Raw genomic sequence first — 24866 nt, 5'->3', positions numbered from 1 at the left:
GTGGCTGCGGCAGAAGTGGCGGAAGTCCAGTTTCAGCGGCGATCAGGGCGCCTACGTGGAGGCCGCGCCTCTGGACGATGGTCGTATAGCGGTCCGCAACAGCAACCACCCGGATGCCGGCGTGGTCTTCTTCACCCGGACCGAGATGGAGGCCTGGCTCAGAGGTGCCAAGGCAGGAGAGTTCGGCGACCTGGGGGCTGCGTAGTGGGCAACAGCCAGAGGGTTTCCGCTGCAGAGCCGTTGACCGGCTGAACTTGTCTGGGTGATGTCTGCTGGTCGTGTCAGGCGCCCAGGGGCAGACCGGTGCCTATGATGCAGCCGCCGGTGAAGTGCGGTCGGTGCTCGCCTGACCTCACCACGGAACAAGACGAGGCCAGGGTAGGTGATAGTTGCTGGTCAGAAGGTGGTGCGTGGAATAGAGGTTGACTCCGAACGCTCTCAGGATCGCTGCGAGGTCGGATTCGACGAGCAGTGGGCGAACGCGCCCCAACCGGATCGTCACCCGGTTCAGCGGCAGGAGGCCGGTGGGCACATCCACCACATCGATCTGCTCTGGGCTCACCAGGCCGTCCAGGAAGGACATGCTGGACATGCTGCCACCGTCGGCCAGAACGACCACCTCGTACTCCTCGGCCTCCGCCCCGGTTAAGCCTGGCTCGTCCGCCCAGCTCCGGTCGATCTCGTCAACGTAGTACGGCCCGAGTCCGCCGTACTGAAACGGTGGTCGCTCAGTGACCAGCCACGACACTCGCCAGGCCGGGCCGAAGCGGTTTTGCCAGTCGGCGGTGTCCGACGCGACCTCGGCGAACGGCCGCTGATCGGGCCATATCTCGTAGGCGTAATACGGAGACAGGAATAGTCCGACACTCCAATCCCGCACGATCCCGCTCATGCCGAGCGTGCGAGCGAATGCAGTCATCAGGGATTCTGTACCCTCGTTGATCTCCTGAAAATCTGTCGCCGTAACGTCGGCGACACACCGAAACCCTTGCCTAACCGCAGTGCAGGTGGGATGCCACAGCGCGAAAGTGCTCACAGCCCACGTCCCATGTGGTCGGTGAACCCCTGATGGACCATCCAGGCGCTAATGCGGGGACCGCCCTTTGTGCCATTGCAGGTGTTGCACATCGGCACCAGATTGTTCGGATCGTTATAGAAACGTTCCCGATCCGGATGGCTGCGCCGGTTGCCCCGATTCATCCAGTGGTCGGCGACCGGTGAATCGTGGTCCAGAGTGAGGAACTCCGCTGGGTCGGTACTGTCAGCGAGGTGTGGCATTAGGCCGAGGGCAGGGTAGCCGGGGCACACATATACGCCCGGCTGCCCGAACTTTGGATCTGCCGACCAAACAGATCTCACCGTGGCCGTCGACATGGCGGCCAGGAGACTTGCCTTGGTCGTCTTGCGAAGCTTTGTTGAAGATGGGGCCCAGCCGCCGTATACGACCCTGCGAAATTCTTTGTTATCGCGTAATTCGATTTTCAGGAGGTTGCCCAGAAGCCAGTCCGAAGGCTTCTTCAGTTCCTTGAGTTTGGGGAATCCGTATTTACCGCCTATCTCGCCAAGGATGGCAGTGAGGTGTGACAGGGTGCGTTCGAATTCTCGACGCTGCCGCAAGGGGATGTTGGAGTCCCACTCGCCGGCCGCTTCCAGTTGGTCGAGGACCAGATCGACCCGGTCGAGGCCATCCGTGATCTCCTTGCGCTGGGTCGGGTCGGCGGTGCGATTCGGAATGTCTCGCCGGGCTGATTTGATGAGCTTTTTGAGGTAGTTCCAATGCTCCGACGCCATTTCGACGTGGGGCTTCTTGTTCTTGATCGACAGAAGTAATGTGTGTTGCTCGCCGCCGATGGTGAAGGATTTGCGAACTTCTCGAACCGTCGGCCCGTTGCTCTTTTCTGAATTAATTTTATTCTTGTCTCTGCTTTTTGATTTGTCCTGGAATTTCTTTCCTTTCTTGGTTAGGAAGTCCACGATCTTGTCGATGGCGCGGGTGACAGGCCGGGACACCGCGTGGAAAACGCTCTTGACCTTGTTGGCGAGGCCGCCGATGCCCAGCAGTGACGCCAGGAAGCCGATCAACAACGGGACGCTGGTCGCCAGGGCGGCTTCTACCAGCTTTGGGACGCCTGCCGCGCCGCCGTTGGCTATCGCTATGACCGCGTCCAGGACCGCGTTGACGAAGTCGGCTATCTGGGCGCCCTGGGTCACGATGAATGTGACGATGTCGATGATTCCCTTGACCGCCCGGATGAACGCTGAGGCCGGGTTGAGGAGGGAGAGGATCCAGGTGATGCCCGCGATGATGACCGTGGGGATCAGGTAGCTCGTCAGCTTTTGCAGGATTGTGGATTTGAGGTCGCCGGTCTCCGCCTGGATTTCCTTTGCCGCGCCTGCCGGGCCCTCTCGGGCGATGTTCTTCGCGACGGGGACGGACGTTTCGACGGCGGACATCGCCTCTTCGGGGACGCCCTTGCGGGTCACGCGGGTGCGGATGTTGTCCCAGGTCAGGCCGAGCAGTGAGCCGATGATCTGGATGATGCCCTTGAGGTCGAACCTGGCGGGGAGTTCGAGGCCCGCCTTGACCGCGGTGCCCAGCAGCCAGGACACGACGCCGGTCTTGAGGTGCTCGGCGATGTTCGTGATGAAGAGGTTGAGGCCCGCGCCGACCGCCTTGACCAGGTTGCCCAGGAAACCGATCGGGTCCTTGATGATCTTCATGATCGCGGAGGCGGCCTTGGCGAGGATGCCGAGGAGGAGGTTCTTCAGTTCGTTGATCGTCTTGATGACGCCGACAATGGCGTCCTTCGCCTTGTCGATCAGGCCCTTGTTGGCCTCCTGGAGCTTCTTGATCTCCTCGTCGATCTTGTTCAGTGCGGCGGTGTACTTCGACGCGAGGTCCTGGACCAGCTGTTCGGACTTCTCGTTGACCGTGGCTTCCAGGTCGTCGAACTTCCCGGCGAAGTCCTTCGCCGCGTCCTCGCCGAACTGCTTGAGGTCCGCGGGGAGTTTGTCGACCTCCGCCTTCAGCTCGGTGCGGCCCTTCGCTATACGGGTCTTCGCCTTGCCCAGTTCCGTACCGATGAGGTCGGCCACGGCGGAGATCACCGTCTGCATCTGGGACACGTAGAGCTTGCGGGCCTCCTGGTAGAGGTCGTTCGCCTCCTTCGGCAGGCCGGCGAACTTGTCCTTCACCCAGCGGCCCTTGCCCATGAGGCCCGAGTAGCGTTTGTCCTTGTACTTCTTCATCCGGCGCTTGTGGTCCGCCGTGAACGCGTCCCGCGCCGATTTCTCGCCCGCCGTGAACGCTGTGTCGACCTTCTTGTCCAGGTCGGAGAGCGTGGTCTCGACGTCCTTCTTCGTGCCGTCGTAGACCTTCTGGAGCTTCGCCGTGACCTCGGCGCGCTTCTTCTCGTCCTTGGTCTTCGTGTCGCCCTTGCCGCCGTCGACCTGCTTCCCCGCCGATGCCCGGGTCGCGGTCAGCGCGGTCATCGCCTGGGCGCCCGACGCCGCCGCACCCTCCTTCGCCCCCGCCAGCTGCTGGTTCTCCGCTGCCTGGCCCTTCGCCGGGGCCTTCGCGGAGTCCGTCTCGGCGGTCTTCTTCGCGGAGAGGGCGTCGTTGAAGTCCGGCTCGTTGCTCTTGGTGAGCTGTTCCTCGGTGACCTCGGCGTCCGCCATCGCCTGGTCGTTCTGCGCCGGGCCCTCGGAGAAGTCCGTCACCGCCGCGGGCTGCTTCGCCGGGACCGCGTCCGCTGCGGACGGGGCGCCCGGGTTGCCGGGAGCCTGGTCCGGGGTGAGGGGGGTGACTTCCTTGTCCTTGGCGGCCGAGGTGTCCGGCGGGGCCTTCGTCGCCGTGTCGATGTCCTTGGCCGAGGACTCCTTGCCGTCCGTGACCTTCCCGTCGACCTCCGCCTTGACCTGGTCGGCCTTCCCGGACTTGGAGAACTTGTCGGCCTCGTCGAGGTTCTTCGGCGCCTGCGCGTCGATCGCCTTGTTCACCGCGTCGACGAACGCCCTCTTGTCGAACTCCCCCGGCTTCGCGGCATTCATCTTCTCCGCGTTCGCCGTCTTGCCCTGGGCTTCCTTGTCGTCCGGCGGCGCGACCGCCGCGTCCTGCGACGCCTTCGACTCCGCAGCCGCGGGCGCGTGGACAGCGATCCGGGTCCGCTTCGCCGCCACATCCGCCTTCACCGCCCGGAAACCCGGAGCCTGCGCGGGGGACGGCTTCACCGGTGCCGTATAGCGCTGCGCGACCAGGCGGGATACCGCCGCGTTACCCGCCGACCGTTGCAGCCGCTGGAGCGAGCGGCGGTCCGGGGAGGGCCGGGAGGGAACAGGAGCCGTGTGCGGAGTCTCGGTGCGGGGTGCCGCGGTGGGGGCCGTCTTCTCCGGAACCGCCTTCATCGCCGTCCCTCCCAGCAGCCCTCGGTTGCCCGGACGTGGTGCCTGTCAGGGTGCCGGGGGACCCCGGGGGCGGGCGGAGTGTGCGGGGGCGCGGTCGGGGGCAGAGGCGGCCCGTCCGGGCGGAGCTGTCGCGTTGCCTCTTAGGGCAGCCGTCGGTGCGCGGCAGGGCGGCCGTGCATCCGTTCCCGGTGATCGAACCAGTGGCGAGAATTGCCGGCGTTCCCCGGTCGTGGAACGGGGCGAGCAGCACGTCGAGGAGCGCGTCAAGGAGAGGCTCATATGCCGTCGTACCTGTCCCCGGGCGTCTACGTCGAAGAGGTCGAGTCCGGATCCCGGCCGATCGAAGGGGTGGGCACCTCGGTCGCCGCCTTCGTCGGCTTCGCCCAGCGGGGACCTCTCGACGAGCCGACGCTGATCACGAACTGGAGCCAGTTCGTCAGTACCTTCGGCGACTTCGTCGACGGTACGTACCTCGCCTCCTCCGTCTACGGCTTCTTCGCCAACGGCGGCGGCATCTGTTACGTCGTGCGGATCGGCGACGGTTCCGCGCAGGGCGGCGACGGGGAGAGCGGGGAGACCGGCCAACTGGCTGCCGGGTCCGAGGTGCAGGTCGGCCCCTACGCCGTGAAGCCCCGGCCGGGCGTGGCCGGGGAGATCAGCGTCGAGGTGACGGACGTCGAGGGCGACGACCCTCCCTCCGACGTCTTCCAGCTCATCGTGAAGCGCGACGGGCAGGTCGCGGAGACGTACCCCTCGGTGACGACGAAGCGCAGCAAGGAGAACGTCGCCACCCGGGTCAACGCCAAGTCCGAGCTCATCGAGGTACGGGAGTCGGGGCGCGGCGCCGCGCCCGCCCGCCCAGAGACGCAGTCCGTCACCCTCGCGCCCGCCGCCCCCGCCGCCGGTGGTGCCGGGTCGCTGGCCCCCGAGGTGTACGTCGGTGACGCCGACCGCAGGACCGGGCTCGGCGGCCTGGAAGCGGTCGACGAGGTCACCATGATCGCCGTTCCCGACCTCATGAGCGCGTACGAACGCGGGCTGCTGGACCTGGAGTCGGTGATCGCCGTCCAGCAGGGGCTGATCTCCCACTGCGAACTGATGGGCGACCGCGTCGCCATCCTCGACCCGCCGCCGGGGCTCTCGCCGCAGCAGGTCAGGGGCTGGCGCACCGACCGGGCCAACTTCGACTCCAAGTACGCGACGCTCTACTACCCCTGGATCAGCGTCGCCGACCCCGCCTCGGGCCGCGCCACCCTCGTACCGCCCAGTGGGCACATCGCCGGGGTCTGGGCGCGCAACGACGATTCGCGCGGGGTGCACAAGGCTCCGGCGAACGAGGTGGTCCGGGGAGCCGTCGCGTTGCAGACGCAGCTGACCAAGGGCGAGCACGATCTGCTCAATCCCCTCGGGCTGAACTGCATCCGGTCCTTCCCCGGGCGGGGAATCCGGGTGTGGGGTGCGCGGACGCTCGCTTCGGACCCGGCCTGGCGGTACCTGAACGTGCGGCGGCTCTTCAACTATCTGGAGGAGTCGATCCTCGCCGGTACGCAGTGGGTCGTCTTCGAGCCGAACGACGACGCGCTGTGGGCCCGTATCCGCCGCACGGTCTCGGCGTTCCTGGTGAACGAATGGCGCAAGGGGTCGCTGTTCGGGCTGACGCCCGACGAGGCGTTCTACGTGAAGTGCGACCGCGAGACCAACCCGCCCGAGAGCATCGACGCGGGTCAGGTCATCTGCGAGATCGGTGTCGCACCGGTCAAGCCGGCCGAGTTCGTGGTGTTCCGGCTCTCCCAGCTGACCGGCGGCACCGGCGGGATCGACGAATGACCGGACCCTCGAACGGCCCGCAGCCCGGCCCGTTTCTGAGCATGGCGTAAGGAGCCCGTTGTGCCACTTCCCGATCTCGACAGTTCCGTCGGGTGCTCGTTCGGCCTCGAATTCGACAGCGTCCTCATCAAGCAGATCACCGAGGTCAGCGGTCTGAAGATGGAACAGGACGTCATCGAGCTGAAGCAGAACACCGCCGACGGCAAGTACGCCCTGAAGAAGCTGCCGGGCCGTCCCAAGGCCGGTGAGGTCACCGTGACGCGCGGTCTCACGGAGGACAACAGCTTCGAGCGTTGGATCAAGGACTCGCGGTTCGGCCGGATGACGGACGCCCGCCGCAACGGCTCGGTCATCGTCTACGACTACGAGGGCATGCCGATCAAGCGCTACAAGCTCATCAACGCCTGGCCGAAGTCCCTGGAGATCGGCACGCTCAAGGCCGGTGACACCTCGGTCCTGACGGAGAAGCTGGCGATCACCTACGAGAGCATGGAACTCGACTGATGCGCCGTACGGTCCAGTTCCAGCCCCCCGGGCAGGAGCAGCCGGAAAGGGCGGAGCGGTCGGAGCAGCAGGGCCGGGACCGGCACCCCGAGCCGCTGCGGACGGAGTTCGCGTTCGAGCTGCCGCGTGGGTACGTCGACGACTCGGGCGCCGTGCACCGTAGCGGAGTCATGCGGCTCGCGACCGCCCGCGACGAACTGGTGCCGCTGCGGGACGACCGGGTCCGGGAGAACTCCGCGTACCTCTCCGTCGTCCTGATCTCCCGGGTCGTGACCCGGATCGGCACCATCGACGACATCCACCCCGGCATCATCGAGGACCTGTTCGCCTCGGACCTGGCGTTCCTCCAGGACTTCTACCGCCGGATCAACGCCGAGGGGCACACCCGCGCCGCCGTCACCTGTCCCTCCTGCCAGGAGGAGTTCGCGGTGGATCTCGCCGGTGGCCGCCTGGGGGAATCGTGACGTACGCGGCCGACCTGCTCTACGAGGAGGTCGCGTACCTCGCCTATCACTTCCACTGGCCGCTCGATGACCTGCTGGACCTGGAACATCCGGAACGCCTGAAGTTCGTCGCACAGATCGCTCGCCTCAACGGGCGGTAGCGAGTGGCGCGGGGGAGGACACGAGATCCATGGGGCTGATGTCCTGGCTGCGCGGCGGCCGTTCCACGAGCGGGGCCGGGCCGGTGCCTTCGGAAGGCGCACGGACACCGGCACCGCGGGATGACCGTGTCGATGTGCATCGGCTGGTGCCCATGCAGCGGACCCTCGCCGGGCAGGAGCTCGTCACGGATCCCTCCGGGTTCGAGCAGTCGCTGTCCACCCGGCAGGGCACCGCGCTCGGTACGCCCCTCGGGCATCTCGTCAGCCCCGACGCGCCCGCCGGACTCGTCCACGGGCTCACCGCTCCGGCGCCGGTGGGCCCACAGCCGCCGCCCACGGCCCAGCGGTCCGTCGAGATGCCGATGCGGGCGGAGACCGTCCCCGTACAGCTTGTGTACGGAGGTGGCGCACCGGCCATGACCTCGGCCGGGGAGCGGGCGGTGGCCGACCTTCCCGTACGTCAACTCGTCGGCGAGCAAACCCTCGTACCGCGGTCGGCACTCCCGCGACCCGGCGATGCGGGGCCTTCCGGGAGCGGGGCTGTTCAGCGTGCCGCGGAGCCTCCGGCGGCGGAGCCGGCCCGGCGCGCGCCCGGACTCGGGGCGCCGCTGGCCGGACTGCCGCCGACAGCTCAGCGATCGGCCGCCGCTTCCGTACCGGGGAGCGGAGGCGGGAGCGCGGACGGGAGTGGGGGCGGGGCCGGGTCCGGTAGCGAGGGTGGCGCGGCGCCGGTTCCCGTGTCGCGGAGTGCGGAGGACGGTCCCGGCATGGCGGAGGCGGCGGCTCCGGACGAAGGACCCGAGCCGCCGTCCGTCGGTACGGACGTGAGCGGGCCCACCGCCCCGTTGCTCGGCGACGATCCGCTGGTCGGTGCCGTGTCCGGTGGTGTGTCCAGCGCCGTGTCCAGTGGCGGTGCTGGTGTCGGTGGTGAGGCTTCCGGGGCGGATCTCCAGCGTTCCACCGGTATTCCCGGTGCCCCTGGTGGTGCCTCTGGTGCTCCCGTCGCTCCTGGTCCCACGTCACCCTTGCCCACCGCCCCGCTGCTCGGCGATCGTCCGTTGGCCCTCCGCACCACCGCCGGTCCGGAGGGGGGCGAAGCGCCGATCGGGCCCGCCGTGCAGCGTTCCCCGGAAGGACCTTCGGGTGGGGTGGCCGGTACCGGACCCGGTGCGGGACCTGGCCCCGGACCCCTTGGCGTACCCAACGCCGTGCCCGTGCGCTGGACCACGGCGGACACGTACGCGGGCGCGGGCACGTACGCGGGGGCGCCCGCCGTGCAGCGGACCGTCGTCGCCTCGCCGGGCGCCCCCTCCACGGCGTCGCGCCTCCCGGTGCAGCGGCGGACCGGCCAATGGTCGCCGGGGGGCGGCGGCCGCAGCGCCTCTCCCACGGCCGGGGCCTTCGCCGTCGCGGCCGGGGTCGCCCAGCGCATGCCCGACGGAAGCGTCGTCTTCGGCTCCCCGTCCGCCGCGTCGGCCTCGCCGCCCTCGGGCACGTCGCGACCGGTCGTCCAGCGGGACGCGGAGATCTCCGAGGAGCCACCGCCGCCCGACCCCGTACCGGACATGGCGACGGGACCGGAAAGCGAACCGGAATCGGAGGCGGACTCCGAGTCCGCCTCCGCCGGCGCGGCAGGTGCTCCGGCCTCCCGCGCCGGTGGTGGCGGAGCACCGGGCCAGGCGGGTGCGCCGCCCGTGACGGACGAGCTGGTCCGTGCCCTGTACGCGCCGCTCAGCCGCCTCCTCAAGGCCGACCTCCGGCTGGAACGCGAACGCGCCGGATTCCTCATCAACACCCGCCACTGAGCACCACCCACCGAGAGAGGTACGTGTCATGGCCACCGCTCAGGACAGCGACCCCGCCGTCAGCGTCTGCTTCGTCGTGACGATCGACGACATCGAGCTGGGGTCGTTCAACACATGTGACGGCCTGGGCTGCGAAGTGGTGCTCGAAACGCGGGAGGAGGGCGGCAACAACGGTCATCTGTGGCAGCTGCCGACCCGTCTGAAGTACTCCAATGTGAAGCTCTCCCGGCCGCTCACCCGGGAGACGGAGAAGGTGGCGCGCTGGTTCGCCACGATGACGACCGGGTTCAGCCGCAAGACGGCGCACATCGAGGCGCGGACCGGGGACGGGCGGAGGGTGGCCCAGTGGGGGCTGCTGGAGGTCGTTCCCGTGCGCTGGACCGGCCCGTCGTTCACGCCCGAGTCGCCGAAGGTCGCGATGGAGACGATCGAGATCGCCCATCACGGCTATGTGATGGAGGGCTGAGCGGCGTGAGCGGGGCAGGGCCCATCGCCTTCAGCGCCGCCGGTACGTCGGGGGTGGCGTCCGCCGCGAAGGGCGGCTCGGCCCGGCCCAAGCTGGAGCACGCCTACCTGGAGCTGCGGACCCCGCCGACCGGCGGTGGGCTCACCCCCGGCGGGCCGTGCGGGCGGATCGACTTCCAGTTCAACCCCAAGGAGCTGAGCCTGACCAAGGCGGCTTCCTGGAAGCGGAGTCCGGCCAAGGGGGCGAAGAGCTCCGGGCCGCCGGAGTACCAGGGGTCGCAGCCCAGCAAGCTCACCGTCGAGATGTTCTTCGACGCCAGTGACACCCAGGACACCCGGGTGGTGACCTCGGTGGAGCAGCTGTTCGCGTGCTGTGTGCCGACGAACGAGACCCGGCAGCAGCAGCGTTCCTCGCCGCCGTGGGTGGTCTTCCACTGGGGCGGGCTCACGGGATTTCCGGGGTACGTCAGTCAAGTGGCCGCGAAATACACGCTGTTCACGACCTCCGGGGTGCCGATCCGGGCGGTCTGCCAGGTCACGATGGAGGAGATCAGCGGGGAGACACCGGGGCAGAACCCGACCTCGGGCGCGCTGGCGGCCCGGCGCGTGCACCGGGTGGACGCCGGGGACTCGCTGCCGTCGCTGGCCCACCGGGAGTACGGGGACGCCGGTGCGTGGCGGGTGATCGCCGAGGCGAACGGCATTGACGACCCGATGCGGCTCGCGCCGGGGACGCAGCTCCTGCTGCCCGCCCTCGACGAGCTGAACCGGCTCCGGGACGCGGCCGACCGGCTTCGCGGTTCCGTCGACCGGGAGAGGCGGGGCTGATGGCCCAGCAGGGGGTCGCCACCGCGCTGGTGGTGGAGTTCGGCGGCACACCGCTGCCTGCGAAGTTCGTGAACACCCTGGTCGAGGGGTACGTGGACGACAGCCGTACGCTCCCGGACCTGTTCCTGCTGCGGTTCCGGGACCCCGACCGGGTGCTGCTGGAGCAGGCCGGGCTGAAGATCGGCAGCGAGGCCCGGCTGCTGGCCCGTGCGGGCGGCGATACGGCTCCGAAGCCGCTGCTCGACGGAGTGGTGACCGCTCTGGAGGTGGAGCTGGACGAGACCGGCACCTTCACCGTCGTACGCGGGCTCGACGAGTCGCACCGGCTCTTCCGGGGGCGCCGGGTGGCCAGCTACCAGAACATGACCCTCGCCGACATCTGCGGTCAGGTAGCCCGGCGCGCCGGGCTGAAGCCGGGGAACGTGGACATCGCCGGGCCCGTGCTCGAACACATCGCCCAGCCCAACGTCACCGACTGGGAGTTCGTGCGTGGCCTTGCCGAGGAGGCCGGTGCCCAGGCGTACGTACGCGACGGGCAGCTGCACATCACCCGGCCCGCCGAGGCGAGCGGGGCACCGGACGCCTCGGCGCGTGCGGACCGCGATCCCCTCGTCCTGGAACTGGGCAACAACCTGCTGCGCTGCCGGGCCGGGGTGTCCGCCGCCGAGCAGGTCTCCGAGGTGGAGGTGCGCGGCTGGGACGTCCAGGCCAAGCAGCCGCTGGTGGGCAGGGCCCCGGCGGGGAAGTCGTCCACGCTGGAGCTCGGGGTGACGGCGGCGGAGGTGGCCGCCCCGTTCGGCGAGGCGCGGTTCGTCGTGACGGACGCGGCGTACGGGGCGCAGGCGCAGGTGGACCAGGCGGCGAAGGCCCTGGCGGAGCGGATCGCCGGGTCGTTCGCGGAGCTGGAGGCGGTGATCCGGGGGAACCCGGAGGTCCGGGCGGGCAGCGCGGTGGCGCTGAACGCGGTGGGTGCCCCGTTCGAGGGCCGGTACACGGTGACGTCCTCGCGCCATGTCTTCGACGCCGTTCGCGGGTACGAGACCTGGATCACCGTCTCCGGCCAGCAGGAGCGTTCGCTGTTCGGGCTGACCGGTGGAGCGCCGGGCGGGGGCGGTGGTGGCTCGCGGTGTGCCGGGCTGGTCAGCGGGACCGTGACGGACACCCAGGACCCGGAGGGGTCGGGGCGAGTCAAGGTCCGGTTCCCGTGGCTGTCCGACGAGTACGCGAGCGACTGGGCGCGTACGGCGCAGTCGGGCGGGACGGGCGGCGGCGAGGCGTTCATTCCGGAGGTTGGCGACGAGGTGCTGGTCGGGTTCGAGCACGGGCACCTGGACCGGCCCTATGTGCTCGCGGGGCTCTACAACGGGAAGGACCGGCCGGGCGGGGGTGGTTCCGGCGCCTCCGGGAGCGATGCGCCCGGTGGTGCTCCCTCCGGCAGTGGCACCGGTGGAGGCGGCGAACTGGTCGATCCCACCAGCGGGGCCGTGAACCGGCGCGCCTTCGCGTCCAAGAGCGGCAACCAACTGGAGCTGCTGGACGCGGCGAACGGCCCGCAAGGGGTCAGGCTCCGTACCGGCGACGGCAAGCTCACGATCGACCTCGACCGCAAGGGCACCGCCATCGTCATCAACAGCGACGGCAGCGTGACGATCGAGGCCGAGGAGCAGGTCTCCATCACGGCGGCCAAGGGAGTTGCCCTGGACGCCGGGCGCGGTGCGCTCGAACTCGCCGGTGACAGCGTGACATTGACGTCCCGCAGCGGAGTGTCCGTCGACGGCGGGAACGGGAAGGTCGCTCTCTCCACCGGTGGAGCGGTGGAGGTGCAGGGCGGCCAGGTCTCGGTCAACGGTACCCAGCGCACCGACATCAAGAGCGGCGCCTCGGTGTCCGTGAACGCCCCGATGATCAAGCTCAACTGACGCACTCGCCCCGTACTCGGCCCCGTACTCGCACACGTACACACACGTACACACACGTACTCGCAGACGTACTCGCACTCGTACAGACAGGAGTGGACCGCATGTCGGCAGGAGCGTCCGCAGCCGCCCGGGTCGGCGATCCCACCGGGCATCCCGGCACGGTCGGGCCGCCCGGTGTGCCGTCCGTGCTCATCGGCGGGAGGCCCGCCGCCACGGTCGGCACCGCGCACCAGTGCGCGTCACCCGCCGCCCATCCGCCGTCCACGATCGCGCCGCCCGGCAGCTCCTCGGTGCTGATCGGCGGGAAGCCCGCCGCCCGGGTCGGGGATCTGGCGGGCTGCGGTGCGCCGGTCGTGTCCGGGTGCACGTCGGTGCTGATCGGGGGCTGAGCCGGTATGGGACAGCAGTTCATCGGCGCGGGCTGGGCGTTTCCCCCGCGTACGGATGCCACCGGGTCCATCGCGCTGGTGCGCGGCGAACACGAGCTGGAGGAGTCGATCCGGCTGATCCTGGCGACCTCGCCGGGGGAGCGGCCGATGCGGCCGGAGTTCGGCTGCGCCGTCAACGACTACGTGTTCGCCCCCGCGGACGCGGGGACCGCCGGGCAGCTCGCGTACGAGGTACGGCTGGCGCTGGAGCGCTGGGAGCCCCGGATCGAGGTGACCGAGGTGGTCGTCCGGTTCGACGAGGCGGACGAGGGGGTGCTCTACATCGACATCGGTTACACGGTGCGCGGTGCCAACGACCCCCGGAACCTGGTCTTCCCCTTCTATGTGATCCCGCAGCACGCCCAGGACACGAACGCCGCCCAGGGCGCGACGGCCGCCCGGGACGCGACGGCCGCCCGGGGAAGGCCCTACGACGAGGAGGCAGGCGCGTGACGCTGCCCAGTCCGCATCTGGACGACCGCCGCTTCCAGGACCTGGTGGACGAGGCCAAGCGCCTGGTGCAGCAGCGCTGCCCGGAGTGGACCGACCACAATGTGTCCGACCCCGGTGTGACCCTCATCGAGGCGTTCGCGGCCATGGTCGACCAGCTCGTCTACCGGGTGAACAGGGTGCCGGAGAAGAACTATCTGGCCTTCCTCGACCTGATCGGGGTGCGGCTCCACCCGCCCACGGCCGCGCAGACCGAGGTGACGTTCCGGCTGTCCGCGCCGCAGCCCGACCCGGTGGTGGTGCGGGCCGGTACGGAGGTCGCCACCGTCCGTACGGAGACGGAGGAGGCGGTCGTCTTCACCACCTCCGAGTCCCTGACGGTCGTGCCCTGCGCCTTCGCCCATCTCGCCACCTGGCCCTCTCCCGGGGAAGCCGTCGACCGTACGGAGGAGCTGGCGCTCGGTCGGGACGTGGCGTGTTTCGGGGCCACTCCGGCGCCGGGGGACTGCCTGTACGTGGGCCTGTCCGCCGCCGTTCCGGCGGGCGTGGTCGTCCTGCGGCTGGACTGCAAGGTGGAGGGCGTCGGGGTCGACCCGTTGCGGCCGCCGCTGCTCTGGGAGGCGTGGGACGGCACCGCCTGGACGGTCTGCGAGGTCGAGAAGGACGACACGGGCGGCTTCAACCGGTCCGGTGAGCTGATCCTGCATCTGCCGAAGAACCACGTACCGGCGGCCGTCGTGGGCCGTACCGGCGGCTGGCTGCGCTGCCGTCTGATCGAGGCGGAGCCGGGCCGGCCGACGTACATGGCGCCGCCCGTGGTCCGCCGGATCTCCGCGTTCACGATCGGGGCGACCGTGCCCGCCGAACACGCCGAGACCGTCACGGACGAGGTGCTCGGAGCGGCGGAGGGCGTACCGGGCCAGGTGTTCACGCTGGCGCGCCCGCCCGTGGTGCCCGGCGAGTTCGTCGTGGAGGTGTCGGATCAGGCGGGCGGTGACGGGTTCACCCGGTGGACCCAGGTCGACGACTTCGCGCACTCCGGGCCCGAGGACCGCCACATCACCCTCGACCCGAACTCCGGCCGCGTGGAGTTCGGCCCCGCCGTACGGGAACGGGACGGCGGCATCCGCTACTACGGCGACTTCCCGGACAAGGGCGCCATCGTCCGGGTGCGTTCCTACCGCACCGGCGGCGGTCTGCGCGGCAACGTCGCCCGGTCCACCCTGCGGGTCCTGCGCAGCGCGATCCCGTACGTGGCACGGGTGGAGAACCGCCGCCCGGCGCTCGGCGGGGTCGACGGGGAGAGCGTCGACAGCGCACGGGTGCGCGGGCCGATGACGCTGCGGACCCTGCACCGGGCCGTCGTCCCGCACGACTACGAACTCCTGGCCCGTGAGATCGCCCCGGACGCGGCCCGCGTGCACTGCATCCGGGCCGGAGAGGACGGGGGCGGGTCCGGGGGGAGCGGCGGGGCAGCGGCGGAGAGCGGGGGCTCCCAGGCGGGCGGGGGCTCCCAGGCGGGCGGAGGCTCCCAGGCGGGCGGAGGCTCGGAGGCGGGCGGAGTGCGGCTGCTCGTCGTACCGGCCGGACGCAGTGACGAGCAGGGCCGGATCGCGTTCGACGAACTCATCCCGCCCGCCCAGACCCTCGGCCTCATCGCCGGGCATCTGGACGCCCGTCGTCCGATCGGGGCCCGGCTGGTGGTCGAGCCGCCGTTCTACCAGGGCGTCACGGTCGTCGCCACGGTGCAGGCCGAGCGGGGGGCCGTCGTGGAGCGGGTCCGCGAGACGGCGCTCGCCGCGCTGTACGGGTACTTCAACCCGCTGACCGGAGGTCCGAACGGGCAGGGCTGGCCGTTCGGCCGGCCGATCCAGTCGGGCGAGGCGTTCGCCGTGCTGCAACGGGTGCCCGGGGTGGACCTGGTGGAGGACGTACGGCTCTACCCGGCGGACCCGGTGACCGGGGAGCGCACCGAGGCCACCACCCGGATTCCGCTGGACCGGCACGCGCTGGTCTTCAGCTACGAACACGCGCTCCGGGTACGGGAGGGCTGAGCCGATGCGTACCGGCGTCCCCGGTCTCCCGACCCCGCACCCGCTGATCGAGCAACTGCCCGCCGTCTACCTGGAGCAGGACTTCCTCCAGCGCTTCCTCGCCGCGCTGGACGACGTGCTCGCCCCGGTCCTGCTCACCATCGACAACCTGCCCGCCCACCTCGACCCCCGCAGCGCCCCGGACGACTTTCTCGCCTGGCTCGCCCAGTGGGTGGCCGTGGAGCCGTACGAGGACAGCGCCCCGGACCGGCAACGGGCCGCGGTACGGGGGGCGGTGGCCCGGCACGCCCGGCGCGGGACGTCGGGCGGTCTGGCCGAGGCGGTACGGCTGGAGACCGGCGCGGAACCGGAGATCGTCGAGAGCGGCGGTACGGCGTGGTCGACCCGGCCGCTCACCCCGCTGCCGGGCCAGGCCCGCCCGTGGGTGACGATCCGGGTCCGTGAGCCGGAAGCCGGGCGGGGGCGGCGGATCGACCGGGTGCGGCTGGAGGAACTGATCGGTACGGAGGTCCCGGCGCACGTCGGGTTCACGCTGGAGATCCTGCCGCCGGCCGGGAGCCCGGCGGCCTCGGGGGGTGGTGCGGAGTGATCTGTGAGTCGTGCGGTCACCGGAACGCGCCGGGGCGGGAGTTCTGCGCGTCCTGCGAGGCGTTCCTGGCCTGGGAGCCGGCGGAGGGGGGCGCGGAACCAGCGCCTGCGCCTGGGCGTGGGGTGCCGGTGGTGCCGGTGGTGCCCGCGCCGGTGGTGCCGGTGGTGCCCGTTGTGCCGGTCGCGTCTGCGCCCGCGTCGGTTCCGCCTGTTGCGCCGGTGGCGCCCGCGCCCACCCCCGTACCCCCTGCGCCCACCGCCCCACCACCATCCGCAGCCCCAACACCACCACCCCCACCCCCCACCGCAGCTCCCCGGCGTCCCGGGGAGGAGGTGGACGGGCCCGCCCCGGGGCCTGATGCCTGGCCGGACCGGGGGCCGAGGCCGCCCGCCCCCGAGACACCGGGGCCGGTCACCGCCGGAGTGCCGGTGATCTGCCCCAACTGCCGTACGGAGAACGCGCCGGGGCGCACGCTCTGCGTTCGCTGTGCGCTGCTCCTCGACCCCGGCCCGCCCCCCGATGTGCGCCCGCCGTGGTGGCGCCGGATCTTCCGCCGAGGCCCCCGGCAGGCCCATGTCGCCGGGACGAGGCCGAAGCGCGGATGGCGGCGGCCGAGATTCGGGCTGCCGATCGTGCTGCTTCTGCTGGCGGCCGGGATCTGGTTCGCGCTTCCGCACCTGTCCGGCCTGTTCGGCTTCGCGCAGGACGAGACGGGGACTCCCGAGTCGGTGCCGCCCTCGGTGTTCCGCGCGTCCAGCGCGGTGTCCGGCCATCCGGCGGGTGCGGCCTTCGACGGGTTCAACAATCGCTACTGGGCGCCGAAAGAGGCCGGGGAAGGCGCCGGGGAGTACCTGGAGTGCGAGTTCGCGCAGCCGGTAGGGGTGCGGAAGATCGTCGTCTTCTCCGGGACCTCGGCGCGGAAGGACGAATTCCTCACCCAGGCACGCCCGGCGCGGATCACCGTCGTACTGACGGCGAAGGACGGCAAGGAGACCAGTCGGACGATCCGGCTGCGCGACCAGGCGGGTCAGCAGACCTTCGACGTACGCGGCACGGAGACCGTACGGGCCCGGCTCGTGGTCGACTCGGCGTACGGCACCGGGAAGGGCCGCCGGGTCGCCGTGGCGGAGATCGAGTTCTTCGGCCGGAGGTCGTAGCTCCGGCCGCACCGCGGCCACCGGCCTTGACTTGAAGTGCACGCGAGCACGCAGACTCCGTTCCCTCGCCCTCCGCATGGTCTGCGGCGGGCCGTAGGAGGGGGAACTCCCATGCGCTACCGCACGATCGGCACCGACCCGAAGACCCGCCGCGAGGTCAGCGTCCTGAGCCTCGGAGCCATGCTGTTCGGCACGGCGACCGACGAGGCGACGTCGTTCGCGATCCTGGACCGGTACGTCGAAGCGGGCGGCACCTTCGTCGACACGTCCAACAACTACGCGTTCTGGTTCACCGGCAGCCGGGGCGGCGAGAGCGAACGGGTCATCGGCCGCTGGCGCCGCAGCCGTGGCGTCGGGGACGAGATCGTGGTCGCGACCAAGCTCGGCGCGAGTCCGCTCGCCGAGGGCACCGGGTACGTCGACAACGCCGAGGGGCTGTCGGCCGACGCGATCCGCCGGGCCGCGGAGCTCAGCCGCGAACGGCTCGGCACCGATCGGCTCGACCTCCTCTACGCCCACATCGAGGACCCGCGCGTGCCGCTGGAGGAGACCGTCGAGGGCTTCGCCGCGCTGGTCGCCGACGGGACGGTGGGCCTGCTGGGTGTCAGCAACCACTGGACGTGGAAGGTGGAGCGTGCCCGGCGCATCGCGGCGACGGCCGGGCTGCCCGGGTACGAGGTGCTCCAGTACCACCACACGTATCTGCGCGAGCGCGGCGATCTGCCCGGCCAGCTCTCCGAGGACGGGCATCAGGGCCTGGTCGGCGGGGACATGCTGAGCTATCTGCGCACCGAGCCCGGCCTGGCGATGGTGGCCTACTCGCCGCTGCTGAAGGGCGGATACGTACGCGAGGACCGGCCGCTCGGTGCCGCCCACGACCATGCGGGCACCCCGGCCCGCCTCGCGGTGCTGCGCGAGGTGGCGAAGGAGACCGGGGCGACCGCGAACCAGGTGGTGCTGTCCTGGCTGATCGGGGGCGGCGTCCCGATGATCCCGCTGGTCGGCGCGTCGTCGGTGGCGCAGCTGGAGGAGAGCCTGGCGGCGGTGGACCTGGAGCTGAGCCCGGAGCAGCGCGTCCGCCTGGACGGTACGTGGTGATGCCGTCGGGACTCACGGCGACAGCGAGTCCGCCCGCCTCCGAAGGTAGTGGGCCTCGGGCTCACTGAGGGTGCGGTCGGCCGCCGAGCGGTACGCGGCGCGCGCCGCTTCCGGGTCCCCGGCCCGCTCCAGCAGATGGCCGCGTACGGCATCGAGCCGATGATGACCGCCCAACGGGCCCTCCAGCAGGGCGACTTCCGCCAGACCGGCCTGCGGGCCGTGCACCATGGCCACGGCGACGGCCCGTCCCAGCGCGGCCATCGGGTCGGGTGTGCGGTGCACGAGGATGTCGTACAGGGCGAGGATCTGCGGCCAGTCGGTGTCGTCGGAGTGCTTCGCCTCGTCGTGCAGGGCCGCGACGGCGGCCTGCAACTGGTAGTCCCCGGCGGGTCCCTGGGACAGCGCCTCCTCGGCGAGGGCGGTTCCCTCCGCGATCGCGGAACGGTCCCAGAGGGTGCGGTCCTGTTCGTCGAGCGGGATCAGTTCGCCGTGCGGGCCGGTGCGGGCCGGGCTGCGGGCCTCGGTGAGCAGCAGGAGTGCCAGCAGGCCGGTCACCCTGCCCTCCCGGGGCAGGAGGCGGCGGACGGAACGGGCCAGCCGGACGGCCTCGCGGGCGAGGTCCGCGCGGTGCAGGTCGGGGCCGGAGGAGGCGGTGTAGCCCTCGTTGAAGATCAGGTAGAGCACCTGGAGCACGGCGGCCAGCCGCTCGTCACGGTCCTCGGGTCCCGGCTGCCGGAACGGCGTTCCGCGCACTTTGTGCTTGGCCCGGCTGATCCGCTGGGCCATGGTCGCCTCGGGCACCAGATGGGCGCGGGCGATCTCGGCGGTGGTCAGGCCGCCGACGGCGCGCAGGGTGAGCGCGATCTGTGCGGCGGGGGTGAGCGCGGGGTGGCAGCACAGGAAGAGCAGGGTGAGGGTGTCGTCCTCGGAGGGGGCCCGGCTCTCCCCGGGCGGCGGCGCGGTGAAGGCGTCCCTCGGGGTGAGCGCCGCCGCCGTCTCCTCGCGCCGCCGCCGGGCCGAGTCGGCGCGCAGCCGGTCGGTCAGCCGCCGGGACGCGATTCTGATGAGCCAGCCGCGCGGGTTGTCCGGCAGCCCTTGTTCCGGCCACTGCCGTGCCGCCGCGAGGAGGGCCTCCTGCACCGCGTCCTCGGCCGCGTCGAAGTGTCCGTACCGGCGTACGAGCGCGCCGAGGACCTGCGGCGCGTGCAGGCGCAACAGGTCCTCGATCCGGTCTGCGTCATGGTTCACACGTGGCCTCCGGCCTTCGGCTTTCTCAGCTCCCGTCCTGGACGGGGCGGATGACCACCGGGTACTCGGGCGCGCCATCGGGCTGCGGGCAGCGCGCGATGCGGGCCGCGATCTCGGTGACCCTCTCCAGGCTCTCGCAGTCGAGCACCCAGTACCCGGCGAGCAGTTCCTTGGTCTCCCCGTACGGCCCGTCCGAGATCACCGGCCGCCCGTCGTCGCCCGCGCTCACGAACCGGGTCTGCGCGGGTTCGGTGAGACCGTTGGCATCCACGAGCTCACCGGACTCGGCGAGGTCGTTGTTGACGCCCTCCATGAAGGCGAACATCGTCTGCATGTCCTTCTCGCTCCAGGTCACGCCGTGTTCCGAGCCCTTGCCGGACATCGCGTCGTAGTCGGCCTGAGTGCCCTGGACCATCACCAGATACTTCATGAGTTCGCTCCTCGGTTCCTGTGTCCGCCCCCGGTGGGCGGCTTTCACAGGGGACGTCGGAGCCGGGGGCGGTTCCTCGACACCACGCGCGGAACTTTTCCGTCATCACTCGCCCTGCCCCGTACGGGGAGGTGCCGCCGGGACAGCGGGTGCCGGAGAATCGACCGTATGAGCGTCAAGGAATCCCCGGCCCCGCTTCCGGGGCAGCTTCCGGTCCGGGACCCGGCCGAAGGCTCTGTCCAGGGCCCGCCCATGGGGCTGCGCGAGCGCAAGAAGCTGCGGACCCGGCGGACCATCCGGAGCGAGGCGTACCGCCTGTTCGCCGAGCAGGGTTACGAGGCGACCACCGTCGACCAGATCGCCGAGGCGGCCGAGGTCTCCCCGAGCACGCTCCTCCGCTACTTCCCGGCCAAGGAGGACATCGTCCTGGCCGACGACCAGGGGCACGACCACGACCACGGTCACGTCCTCGCGCTCGCCCGGTCGCTCCGGTCCCGCGTGGCCGGGGGCGAGCCGGGCGGCGGCGAGCAGGTCGTGGACGAGCCGGTCGTGGACGCCGTCCGGCACGCGCTGACCGACTCGCTGGCCGGGCTGTCGGCCGCCGACCGGGAGGAGCTGCTGTTCCGTACCCGGCTCGGCCTCACCGACCCCGCCATACGGGCCCGCAGGCTGGACGAGCAGCAGCGCGGCCAGGACGTGGTCGCGGAACTGATCGCCGAGCGCGCCGGGCGCGCGCCGGGCGATCTGGAGGCGAGCTGCGCCGCCGCGGCGGTCGTCGCGGTGTTCACGGCCGTCGTACGGCATTGGGCGGAGGGTGGCGGGACGGCGGACCTGGCGGCCCTGTACGACCGGCACCTGGGGCTGCTCGCGGAGGGGCTGCGGCTCTGAGTGGTGTGGTGCCCCTGCCCGGCCCCGGCCACCTGCCCGGGGCCGGGATGCGGCCGTTCAGTAGAGTTTCGGCTGCGTCTCCCGCCCCCCTCCCCCGCCCGAACACCGAGGTCCCGGCCGTGTCTCCTGCCCCCAAGCCCGCGCTCCCCGTGTCCGTCGTGGGGATCGGCGCCGACGGGTGGGCGGGCCTGTCCGGCACGGCGCGCGACACGCTCCAGCACGCCGAGGTCCTGATCGGCGGTGAGCGCCAGCTGGGGCTGCTCCCGCCCTCGTGCACCGGACGGCGCGTGCCCTGGCCGTCCCCGCTGCGCCCCGCCGTCCCCGGCCTCCTCGCCGCGCACGGGGGCAGCGCCATCGCCGTACTGGCCAGCGGGGACCCCATGTTCTACGGCATCGGCCGGGCCCTGACCGAGGAGCTGGGGGCCGGGGCGCTGCACGTCCTGCCGCACCCGTCGTCGGTGTCGTACGCCTGCGCCCGACTCGGGTGGCCGGTGGAGGACACCGAGGTCGTCACGCTCGTGGGCCGCCCCGCCGCCCGGCTGGCCGCCGCGCTGTACGAGGGGCGCCGCCTCCTGGTCCTGAGCGCCGACGCGGCCACGCCCGCCGCCGTCGCCGCCCTGCTGCGCGAGCACGGCTTCGGCCCGAGCCGGCTGCGGGTGCTCGAACAGCTCGGCGCCGAGGGCGAGGCCCACGTCGACGGCACGGCGGAGACCTGGGCGCACCCGCCGGGCGACCCGCTGAACGTCATCGCGGTCGAGTGCCGGAGCGCCCCGGACACGCTGCGCCTCGGCGCCGTACCCGGTCTGCCCGACGAGGCGTACGAGCACGACGGCCAGCTCACCAAGCGCCACGTGCGGGCCGCCACGCTCGGCACGCTCGCGCCCGCGCCCGGCGAACTCCTCTGGGACATCGGCGGCGGCTCCGGCTCGATCGCCGTCGAGTGGATGCGGGCCCATCCGTCGTGCCGGGCGATCACGGTGGAACGCGACCCGGTACGGGCGGCGCGCATCGCCCGCAACGCGGACCGGCTCGGGGTTCCCGCCCTGCGCGTGGTCACCGGCCGGGCACCGGAGGCGCTGGCCGGACTGCCCGCGCCCGACGCGGTGTTCATCGGCGGCGGCCTGACCGTGCCGGGCCTCCTCGACGCCTGCTGGGACGCGCTGCCAGCCGGGGGCCGGCTGGTCGCCAACACGGTCACGCTGGAGTCCGAGGCGCTGCTCGCCGAGCGGTACCGGGAACATGGCGGCGAGCTGGTGCGGCTCGCGGTGGCCCACGCGGTACCGGTCGGCGGCTTCACCGGCTGGCGCCAGGCGATGCCCGTAACGCAGTGGTCGTGCCGCAAAACCTCAGCCTCAGCAGACACAGGAGACACCCCATGACCGTGTACTTCATCGGCGCAGGACCCGGCGCGGCCGACCTCATCACGGTGCGCGGCGCGCGGCTGCTCGCCGCCAGCCCGGTCTGTCTGTACGCGGGCAGCCTGGTCCCGGTCGAGTTGCTGGCCGAGTGCCCGGAGGGGGCGCGGCTGGTCGACACGGCGAACCTCGACATCGAGCAGATCACGGCGGAGCTCGTACGGGCCCACGCGGAGGGTCACGACGTGGCCCGGCTGCACTCCGGCGACCCGTCGGTCTTCAGCGCGGTCAACGAGCAGATGCGACGGCTCGACGCGGCGGACGTGCCGTACGAGGTGGTGCCCGGGGTGCCCGCGTTCGCCGCGGCGGCGGCCGCGCTGAAGCGGGAGCTGACCGTGCCGACCGTCGGGCAGACCGTGATCCTCACACGGGTCGCCCAGCGCGCGACCGCGATGCCCGAGGGCGAGGACCTGGCGACGCTGGGCCGCAGCGGCGCGCTGATCGTGCTGCACCTGGCCGTGGCGTACGTGGACCGGGTGGTGGCGGAACTGCTCCCGCACTACGGCGCGGACTGCCCGGCCGCGGTGGTGGCCATGGCGTCCCGGCCGGACGAGATCATCCTGCGGGGCTCGCTGGACTCGATCGCGGAGCAGGTGAAGGCGGCCGGAGTCGTCCGGACCGCGGTGATCATGGTCGGCCGCACGCTGGGCGCGGAGCAGTTCCGCGACAGCCACCTGTACTCCCCGGAGCGCGACCGCCACGTGTGCTGAAATCCGAGGGCTCCGAGGGCTCCGAGGGCTCCGAGGGCCGAACCCCCGGGGGCAGCGGGCGATGCCCCGGGGGTTCGGGCGATTCCCGTGTTCCCCGGCACCACGGGAATCGGACATGTGGCACAGAAGGCCAAGCGGTCACCCGGTCGCGATCACGCAGCCGGGCGACGGCGCACGCGTTGGCGAGATCGCCCGGCCTCGGGCCTGTGCGGCGACGACCACTGGCTACCGGCTACTGGCTAACAGGCGTGGGAATCGATGACCGTCCCGTAGAAAACCCCGCCGGGAGGCGCCACGATGTCCACCGGGCTGTCATCACCCTTGGGGCCGGCCGAGGCGGAAACCAGGGAGCCATTCGACATGAAGGCCCTGACGTAGGGGCAGCGACCATCGGCTTTGGTGTCGTACACGTTGCCGACGATGCGATTGTTCCCATCGCAGTAGAAGATCCTTGCGTATCCTTCTTCGGCGCTCACCGTTTGGACGTCTCCGCAGGAGGCGGCGCCCGCCGGTGCCGCCGACACGGCCGACGACGTCGGCACCGAAGCCGAGGCCGTACCGGTGGCCAGTGAAACAGCCAGAAGCAGCGTGCTGCCCAAGACGGCGAGGGATGAGCGCATGACGTGTTGTCCTTTCCTTCGGGCCTCGCGGCCGAACGGTCGTCGTGCAGTTCCCGTGGGGTGCTTCCATGATTGTGTGGCCCGGCGTTCACGCGGTCGTTGTCCACCCGCGCACGATTCCTTGTCATCGCGAGCACGCGCTGTTCGCCGACTGCCTCCGCCTCAGGCCGCACCGGCGCACCGGCCGCACCGGCCCACCGGCGCGGTCATGTCGCAGGTCATACGTTGCTTCCAGCTGTCCCGGGCCAGAGGGCGGGAATCCGGACAGGTGCCACCCGGACAGAGGATCTGATGGCGTTCACGGCGTTCGACACAGCGGGGTTGCCACGCGACGAGCGATTTGCCTGGTGGTGCGAGACGGTCGGCCGAGGAGTGGCGCCGACCCGGATCACCAGTGACTCCGAAGCCGACTTCTCCGGGAGCATGACGTCCTTGGGCATAGGCGACCTGCAACTGACCACCATGGCCTTTCCCGAGTTACGGTCGGAGCGCACCGCGGGACTCATCCGCGGTGGCGATCCGGAGACCTACGAACTGACCCTGATTCTGGGCGGGGCCATGTGGGTCTCCCAGGGACGTAACGAAGCCGACCTGTCGGCGGGGGACTTCGCCGTCTGGACGTCCTCGCGCCCCTACCGTGGCCGGGCGGTCAGCGGGCCGACGGTGGGTGACTCGCGTGCACTGATCCTGCACCTGCCCCGAGCCCTGGTCCCGCTTCCCGAGGCCAGAGTCGATCAGTTGCTCGCCCGCGGTCTCCCCGCCCGGTCCGGAATGGGACGGATTCTCGCCGAGTACCTGAGCGCCCTGGCCGAGCAAGGACCCACCACGGACGAACGGGACCGCACGCGGCTCGGTGCGACGACGCTGGACCTGGCCGCGGGATTCCTCGCACACCTGACGGACGCCCAGGACGAACTCGCGCCGGAGACCCGGCATCAGATACTGCTGGCCCGCATCGACACCTTCATCCAGGAAAACCTGGCAGACCCTCAGCTCACGCCCCGCAGCATCGCGGCACACCACCACATCTCCGTACGGCTGTTGCATCACCTGTTCCGAAGCCGCGACGAGACCGTGTCCACCACCATTCGCCGACGCCGGTTGGAGCGCTGCCACGCGGACCTCACCGCACCGCATCTGCGCACCGTCCCCGTGCACGCCATAGGTGCACGATGGGGCCTGAGCAGTGCGACCGGGTTCAGCCACGCGTTCCGCGCCGCCTACGGCATACCGCCGGGCGAATACCGGCAGGCCACAGCTTCGACGCCATCGAGAAAGCGCTGACACGAGACGCTTCCTGACCGTGTATTGCGGGTGAGCATCCTGATCCCGGCGAGGATTTCTGCCTGGACCAGGAAGATGAACGGTCCAACGCAGGCACCGTGCGGGAAGTTGCCTGCGGGACCGGGCCGACCGAGGCGGA

The 24866-nt window shown here is 71.0% G+C and carries 24 protein-coding genes and 1 pseudogene; 19 read left to right on the top strand and 6 right to left on the bottom strand.

All coding sequences use genetic code 11. The features are described from left to right. Positions 1–4 precede the first annotated feature (4 nt). Positions 5–205 (top strand): DUF397 domain-containing protein, encoded by a 201-nt coding sequence (locus OG413_RS10000; protein WP_266810028.1) that lies wholly within the window; start codon positions 5–7, stop codon positions 203–205. 147 nt (positions 206–352) lie between these two features. Here OG413_RS10000 and OG413_RS09995 read toward each other — a convergent pair whose 3' ends face one another. Together OG413_RS09995 and OG413_RS09990 are read right to left on the bottom strand one after the other, a co-directional pair. Beyond that, complete coding sequence (locus OG413_RS09995; RefSeq protein ID WP_266804408.1) at positions 353–919, bottom strand: hypothetical protein; 567 nt, start codon at positions 917–919, stop codon at positions 353–355. 113 nt (positions 920–1032) lie between these two features. Beyond that, positions 1033–4404: a hypothetical protein gene (locus OG413_RS09990; RefSeq protein ID WP_266804406.1), complete on the bottom strand. Its 3372-nt coding sequence runs from the start codon at positions 4402–4404 to the stop codon at positions 1033–1035. 279 nt (positions 4405–4683) lie between these two features. On the opposite strand from OG413_RS09990, the gene OG413_RS09985 reads away from it, so the two are divergent. The 14 genes from OG413_RS09985 to OG413_RS09920 all read left to right on the top strand — a co-directional run bounded on the left by OG413_RS09985 (position 4684) and on the right by OG413_RS09920 (position 18132). Further along, positions 4684–6231 carry a phage tail sheath subtilisin-like domain-containing protein gene (locus tag OG413_RS09985; protein ID WP_266804405.1) on the top strand — a complete coding sequence of 516 codons (1548 nt, stop codon included), beginning with the start codon at positions 4684–4686 and terminating at the stop codon, positions 6229–6231. Positions 6232–6291: 60 nt separating this feature from the next. Beyond that, on the top strand, positions 6292–6735 hold the full coding sequence (locus OG413_RS09980; protein ID WP_073727493.1) for a phage tail protein: 444 nt from the start codon (positions 6292–6294) through the stop codon (positions 6733–6735). Continuing rightward, the gene (locus tag OG413_RS09975; RefSeq protein ID WP_266804400.1) at positions 6735–7199 is read left to right on the top strand and encodes a hypothetical protein; all 465 of its coding nucleotides are present in this window, start codon (positions 6735–6737) and stop codon (positions 7197–7199) included. The genes OG413_RS09980 and OG413_RS09975 overlap by 1 nt, the downstream gene beginning before the upstream one ends. Continuing rightward, positions 7196–7339: a DUF6760 family protein gene (locus OG413_RS09970; protein WP_266804398.1), complete on the top strand. Its 144-nt coding sequence runs from the start codon at positions 7196–7198 to the stop codon at positions 7337–7339. Before OG413_RS09975 ends, OG413_RS09970 begins: the two co-directional genes overlap by 4 nt. A 152-nt stretch (positions 7340–7491) precedes the next feature. Then, positions 7492–9144, top strand: a complete 1653-nt coding sequence (locus tag OG413_RS09965; RefSeq protein WP_266804396.1) for a hypothetical protein — start codon at positions 7492–7494, stop codon at positions 9142–9144. A gap of 28 nt (positions 9145–9172) precedes the next feature. After that, positions 9173–9610, top strand: coding sequence for a phage tail protein (locus tag OG413_RS09960; protein WP_266804395.1), 438 nt, complete (start codon positions 9173–9175; stop codon positions 9608–9610). A gap of 5 nt (positions 9611–9615) precedes the next feature. After that, a complete protein-coding gene (locus tag OG413_RS09955; protein ID WP_266804393.1) occupies positions 9616–10437 on the top strand; it encodes a LysM peptidoglycan-binding domain-containing protein in 822 nt (273 codons plus the stop codon). Beyond that, entirely contained in the window at positions 10437–12356 is a 1920-nt protein-coding gene (locus OG413_RS09950; RefSeq protein ID WP_266804391.1) for a VgrG-related protein, read from the top strand. The genes OG413_RS09955 and OG413_RS09950 overlap by 1 nt, the downstream gene beginning before the upstream one ends. Positions 12357–12457: 101 nt before the next feature. Beyond that, positions 12458–12745 (top strand): PAAR domain-containing protein, encoded by a 288-nt coding sequence (locus OG413_RS09945; RefSeq protein ID WP_266804389.1) that lies wholly within the window; start codon positions 12458–12460, stop codon positions 12743–12745. A 6-nt stretch (positions 12746–12751) separates the two neighbouring features. After that, a complete protein-coding gene (locus tag OG413_RS09940; protein ID WP_266804387.1) occupies positions 12752–13237 on the top strand; it encodes a GPW/gp25 family protein in 486 nt (161 codons plus the stop codon). After that, positions 13234–15288, top strand: a complete 2055-nt coding sequence (locus OG413_RS09935; RefSeq protein WP_266804385.1) for a putative baseplate assembly protein — start codon at positions 13234–13236, stop codon at positions 15286–15288. The genes OG413_RS09940 and OG413_RS09935 overlap by 4 nt, the downstream gene beginning before the upstream one ends. A 4-nt stretch (positions 15289–15292) precedes the next feature. Further along, the gene (locus OG413_RS09930) at positions 15293–15877 is read left to right on the top strand and encodes a phage tail protein (RefSeq protein WP_266804383.1); all 585 of its coding nucleotides are present in this window, start codon (positions 15293–15295) and stop codon (positions 15875–15877) included. A 332-nt stretch (positions 15878–16209) separates the two neighbouring features. After that, on the top strand, positions 16210–17034 hold the full coding sequence (locus OG413_RS09925; RefSeq protein WP_266804382.1) for a hypothetical protein: 825 nt from the start codon (positions 16210–16212) through the stop codon (positions 17032–17034). Positions 17035–17145: 111 nt separating this feature from the next. Next, positions 17146–18132, top strand: a complete 987-nt coding sequence (locus OG413_RS09920; protein ID WP_266804380.1) for an aldo/keto reductase — start codon at positions 17146–17148, stop codon at positions 18130–18132. 12 nt (positions 18133–18144) lie between these two features. On the opposite strand, the gene OG413_RS09915 is transcribed toward OG413_RS09920, so the two are convergent. Together OG413_RS09915 and OG413_RS09910 are read right to left on the bottom strand one after the other, a co-directional pair. Further along, entirely contained in the window at positions 18145–19380 is a 1236-nt protein-coding gene (locus OG413_RS09915; RefSeq protein WP_266804378.1) for an RNA polymerase sigma factor, read from the bottom strand. A gap of 25 nt (positions 19381–19405) precedes the next feature. Next, positions 19406–19810, bottom strand: a complete 405-nt coding sequence (locus tag OG413_RS09910; protein WP_266804376.1) for a YciI family protein — start codon at positions 19808–19810, stop codon at positions 19406–19408. A gap of 168 nt (positions 19811–19978) precedes the next feature. On the opposite strand from OG413_RS09910, the gene OG413_RS09905 reads away from it, so the two are divergent. The 3 genes from OG413_RS09905 to cobM all read left to right on the top strand — a co-directional run bounded on the left by OG413_RS09905 (position 19979) and on the right by cobM (position 22823). Beyond that, a complete protein-coding gene (locus tag OG413_RS09905) occupies positions 19979–20698 on the top strand; it encodes a TetR/AcrR family transcriptional regulator (RefSeq protein WP_266804374.1) in 720 nt (239 codons plus the stop codon). 119 nt (positions 20699–20817) lie between these two features. Beyond that, the gene (gene cbiE, locus OG413_RS09900) at positions 20818–22077 is read left to right on the top strand and encodes a precorrin-6y C5,15-methyltransferase (decarboxylating) subunit CbiE (protein WP_266804373.1); all 1260 of its coding nucleotides are present in this window, start codon (positions 20818–20820) and stop codon (positions 22075–22077) included. Beyond that, the gene (gene cobM / locus OG413_RS09895) at positions 22074–22823 is read left to right on the top strand and encodes a precorrin-4 C(11)-methyltransferase (RefSeq protein ID WP_266804371.1); all 750 of its coding nucleotides are present in this window, start codon (positions 22074–22076) and stop codon (positions 22821–22823) included. Before cbiE ends, cobM begins: the two co-directional genes overlap by 4 nt. Before the next feature lie 239 nt (positions 22824–23062). Here cobM and OG413_RS09890 read toward each other — a convergent pair whose 3' ends face one another. Then, entirely contained in the window at positions 23063–23443 is a 381-nt protein-coding gene (locus OG413_RS09890; RefSeq protein WP_266804369.1) for a hypothetical protein, read from the bottom strand. Positions 23444–23734: 291 nt separating this feature from the next. Here OG413_RS09890 and OG413_RS09885 point away from each other — a divergent pair, with 291 nt between their 5' ends. Continuing rightward, a complete protein-coding gene (locus OG413_RS09885) occupies positions 23735–24727 on the top strand; it encodes a helix-turn-helix domain-containing protein (RefSeq protein ID WP_266804367.1) in 993 nt (330 codons plus the stop codon). 26 nt (positions 24728–24753) lie between these two features. On the opposite strand, the pseudogene OG413_RS09880 reads toward OG413_RS09885, so the two are convergent. Continuing rightward, positions 24754–24849, bottom strand: a pseudogene (locus OG413_RS09880) (adenosylhomocysteinase); the annotation flags it as partial. Between the last annotated feature and the right edge of the window lie 17 nt (positions 24850–24866).

It is taken from the genome of Streptomyces sp. NBC_01433, assembly GCF_026340105.1.
Taxonomy (GTDB): Bacteria; Actinomycetota; Actinomycetes; order Streptomycetales; family Streptomycetaceae; genus Streptomyces.
This window is presented reverse-complemented; position numbering and strand designations above follow the sequence as displayed.

Excerpts from the sequence above, each read along its gene's own strand:
- OG413_RS09965 (WP_266804396.1), top strand. The coding sequence starts at position 7,492 with ATGCAGCGGACCCTCGCCGGGCAGGAGCTCGTCACGGATCCCTCCGGG.
- OG413_RS09910 (WP_266804376.1), bottom strand. The coding sequence starts at position 19,810 with ATGAAGTATCTGGTGATGGTCCAGGGCACTCAGGCCGACTACGACGCG.
- OG413_RS09960 (WP_266804395.1), top strand. The coding sequence starts at position 9,173 with ATGGCCACCGCTCAGGACAGCGACCCCGCCGTCAGCGTCTGCTTCGTC.
- OG413_RS09885 (WP_266804367.1), top strand. The coding sequence starts at position 23,735 with ATGGCGTTCACGGCGTTCGACACAGCGGGGTTGCCACGCGACGAGCGA.
- OG413_RS09905 (WP_266804374.1), top strand. The coding sequence starts at position 19,979 with ATGAGCGTCAAGGAATCCCCGGCCCCGCTTCCGGGGCAGCTTCCGGTC.
- OG413_RS09995 (WP_266804408.1), bottom strand. The coding sequence starts at position 919 with ATGACTGCATTCGCTCGCACGCTCGGCATGAGCGGGATCGTGCGGGAT.
- OG413_RS09920 (WP_266804380.1), top strand. The coding sequence starts at position 17,146 with ATGCGCTACCGCACGATCGGCACCGACCCGAAGACCCGCCGCGAGGTC.
- OG413_RS09985 (WP_266804405.1), top strand. The coding sequence starts at position 4,684 with ATGCCGTCGTACCTGTCCCCGGGCGTCTACGTCGAAGAGGTCGAGTCC.
- cobM (WP_266804371.1), top strand. The coding sequence starts at position 22,074 with ATGACCGTGTACTTCATCGGCGCAGGACCCGGCGCGGCCGACCTCATC.
- OG413_RS09950 (WP_266804391.1), top strand. The coding sequence starts at position 10,437 with ATGGCCCAGCAGGGGGTCGCCACCGCGCTGGTGGTGGAGTTCGGCGGC.
- OG413_RS09940 (WP_266804387.1), top strand. The coding sequence starts at position 12,752 with ATGGGACAGCAGTTCATCGGCGCGGGCTGGGCGTTTCCCCCGCGTACG.
- OG413_RS09890 (WP_266804369.1), bottom strand. The coding sequence starts at position 23,443 with ATGCGCTCATCCCTCGCCGTCTTGGGCAGCACGCTGCTTCTGGCTGTT.
- OG413_RS09975 (WP_266804400.1), top strand. The coding sequence starts at position 6,735 with ATGCGCCGTACGGTCCAGTTCCAGCCCCCCGGGCAGGAGCAGCCGGAA.
- OG413_RS09930 (WP_266804383.1), top strand. The coding sequence starts at position 15,293 with ATGCGTACCGGCGTCCCCGGTCTCCCGACCCCGCACCCGCTGATCGAG.
- OG413_RS09990 (WP_266804406.1), bottom strand. The coding sequence starts at position 4,404 with ATGAAGGCGGTTCCGGAGAAGACGGCCCCCACCGCGGCACCCCGCACC.
- OG413_RS09945 (WP_266804389.1), top strand. The coding sequence starts at position 12,458 with ATGTCGGCAGGAGCGTCCGCAGCCGCCCGGGTCGGCGATCCCACCGGG.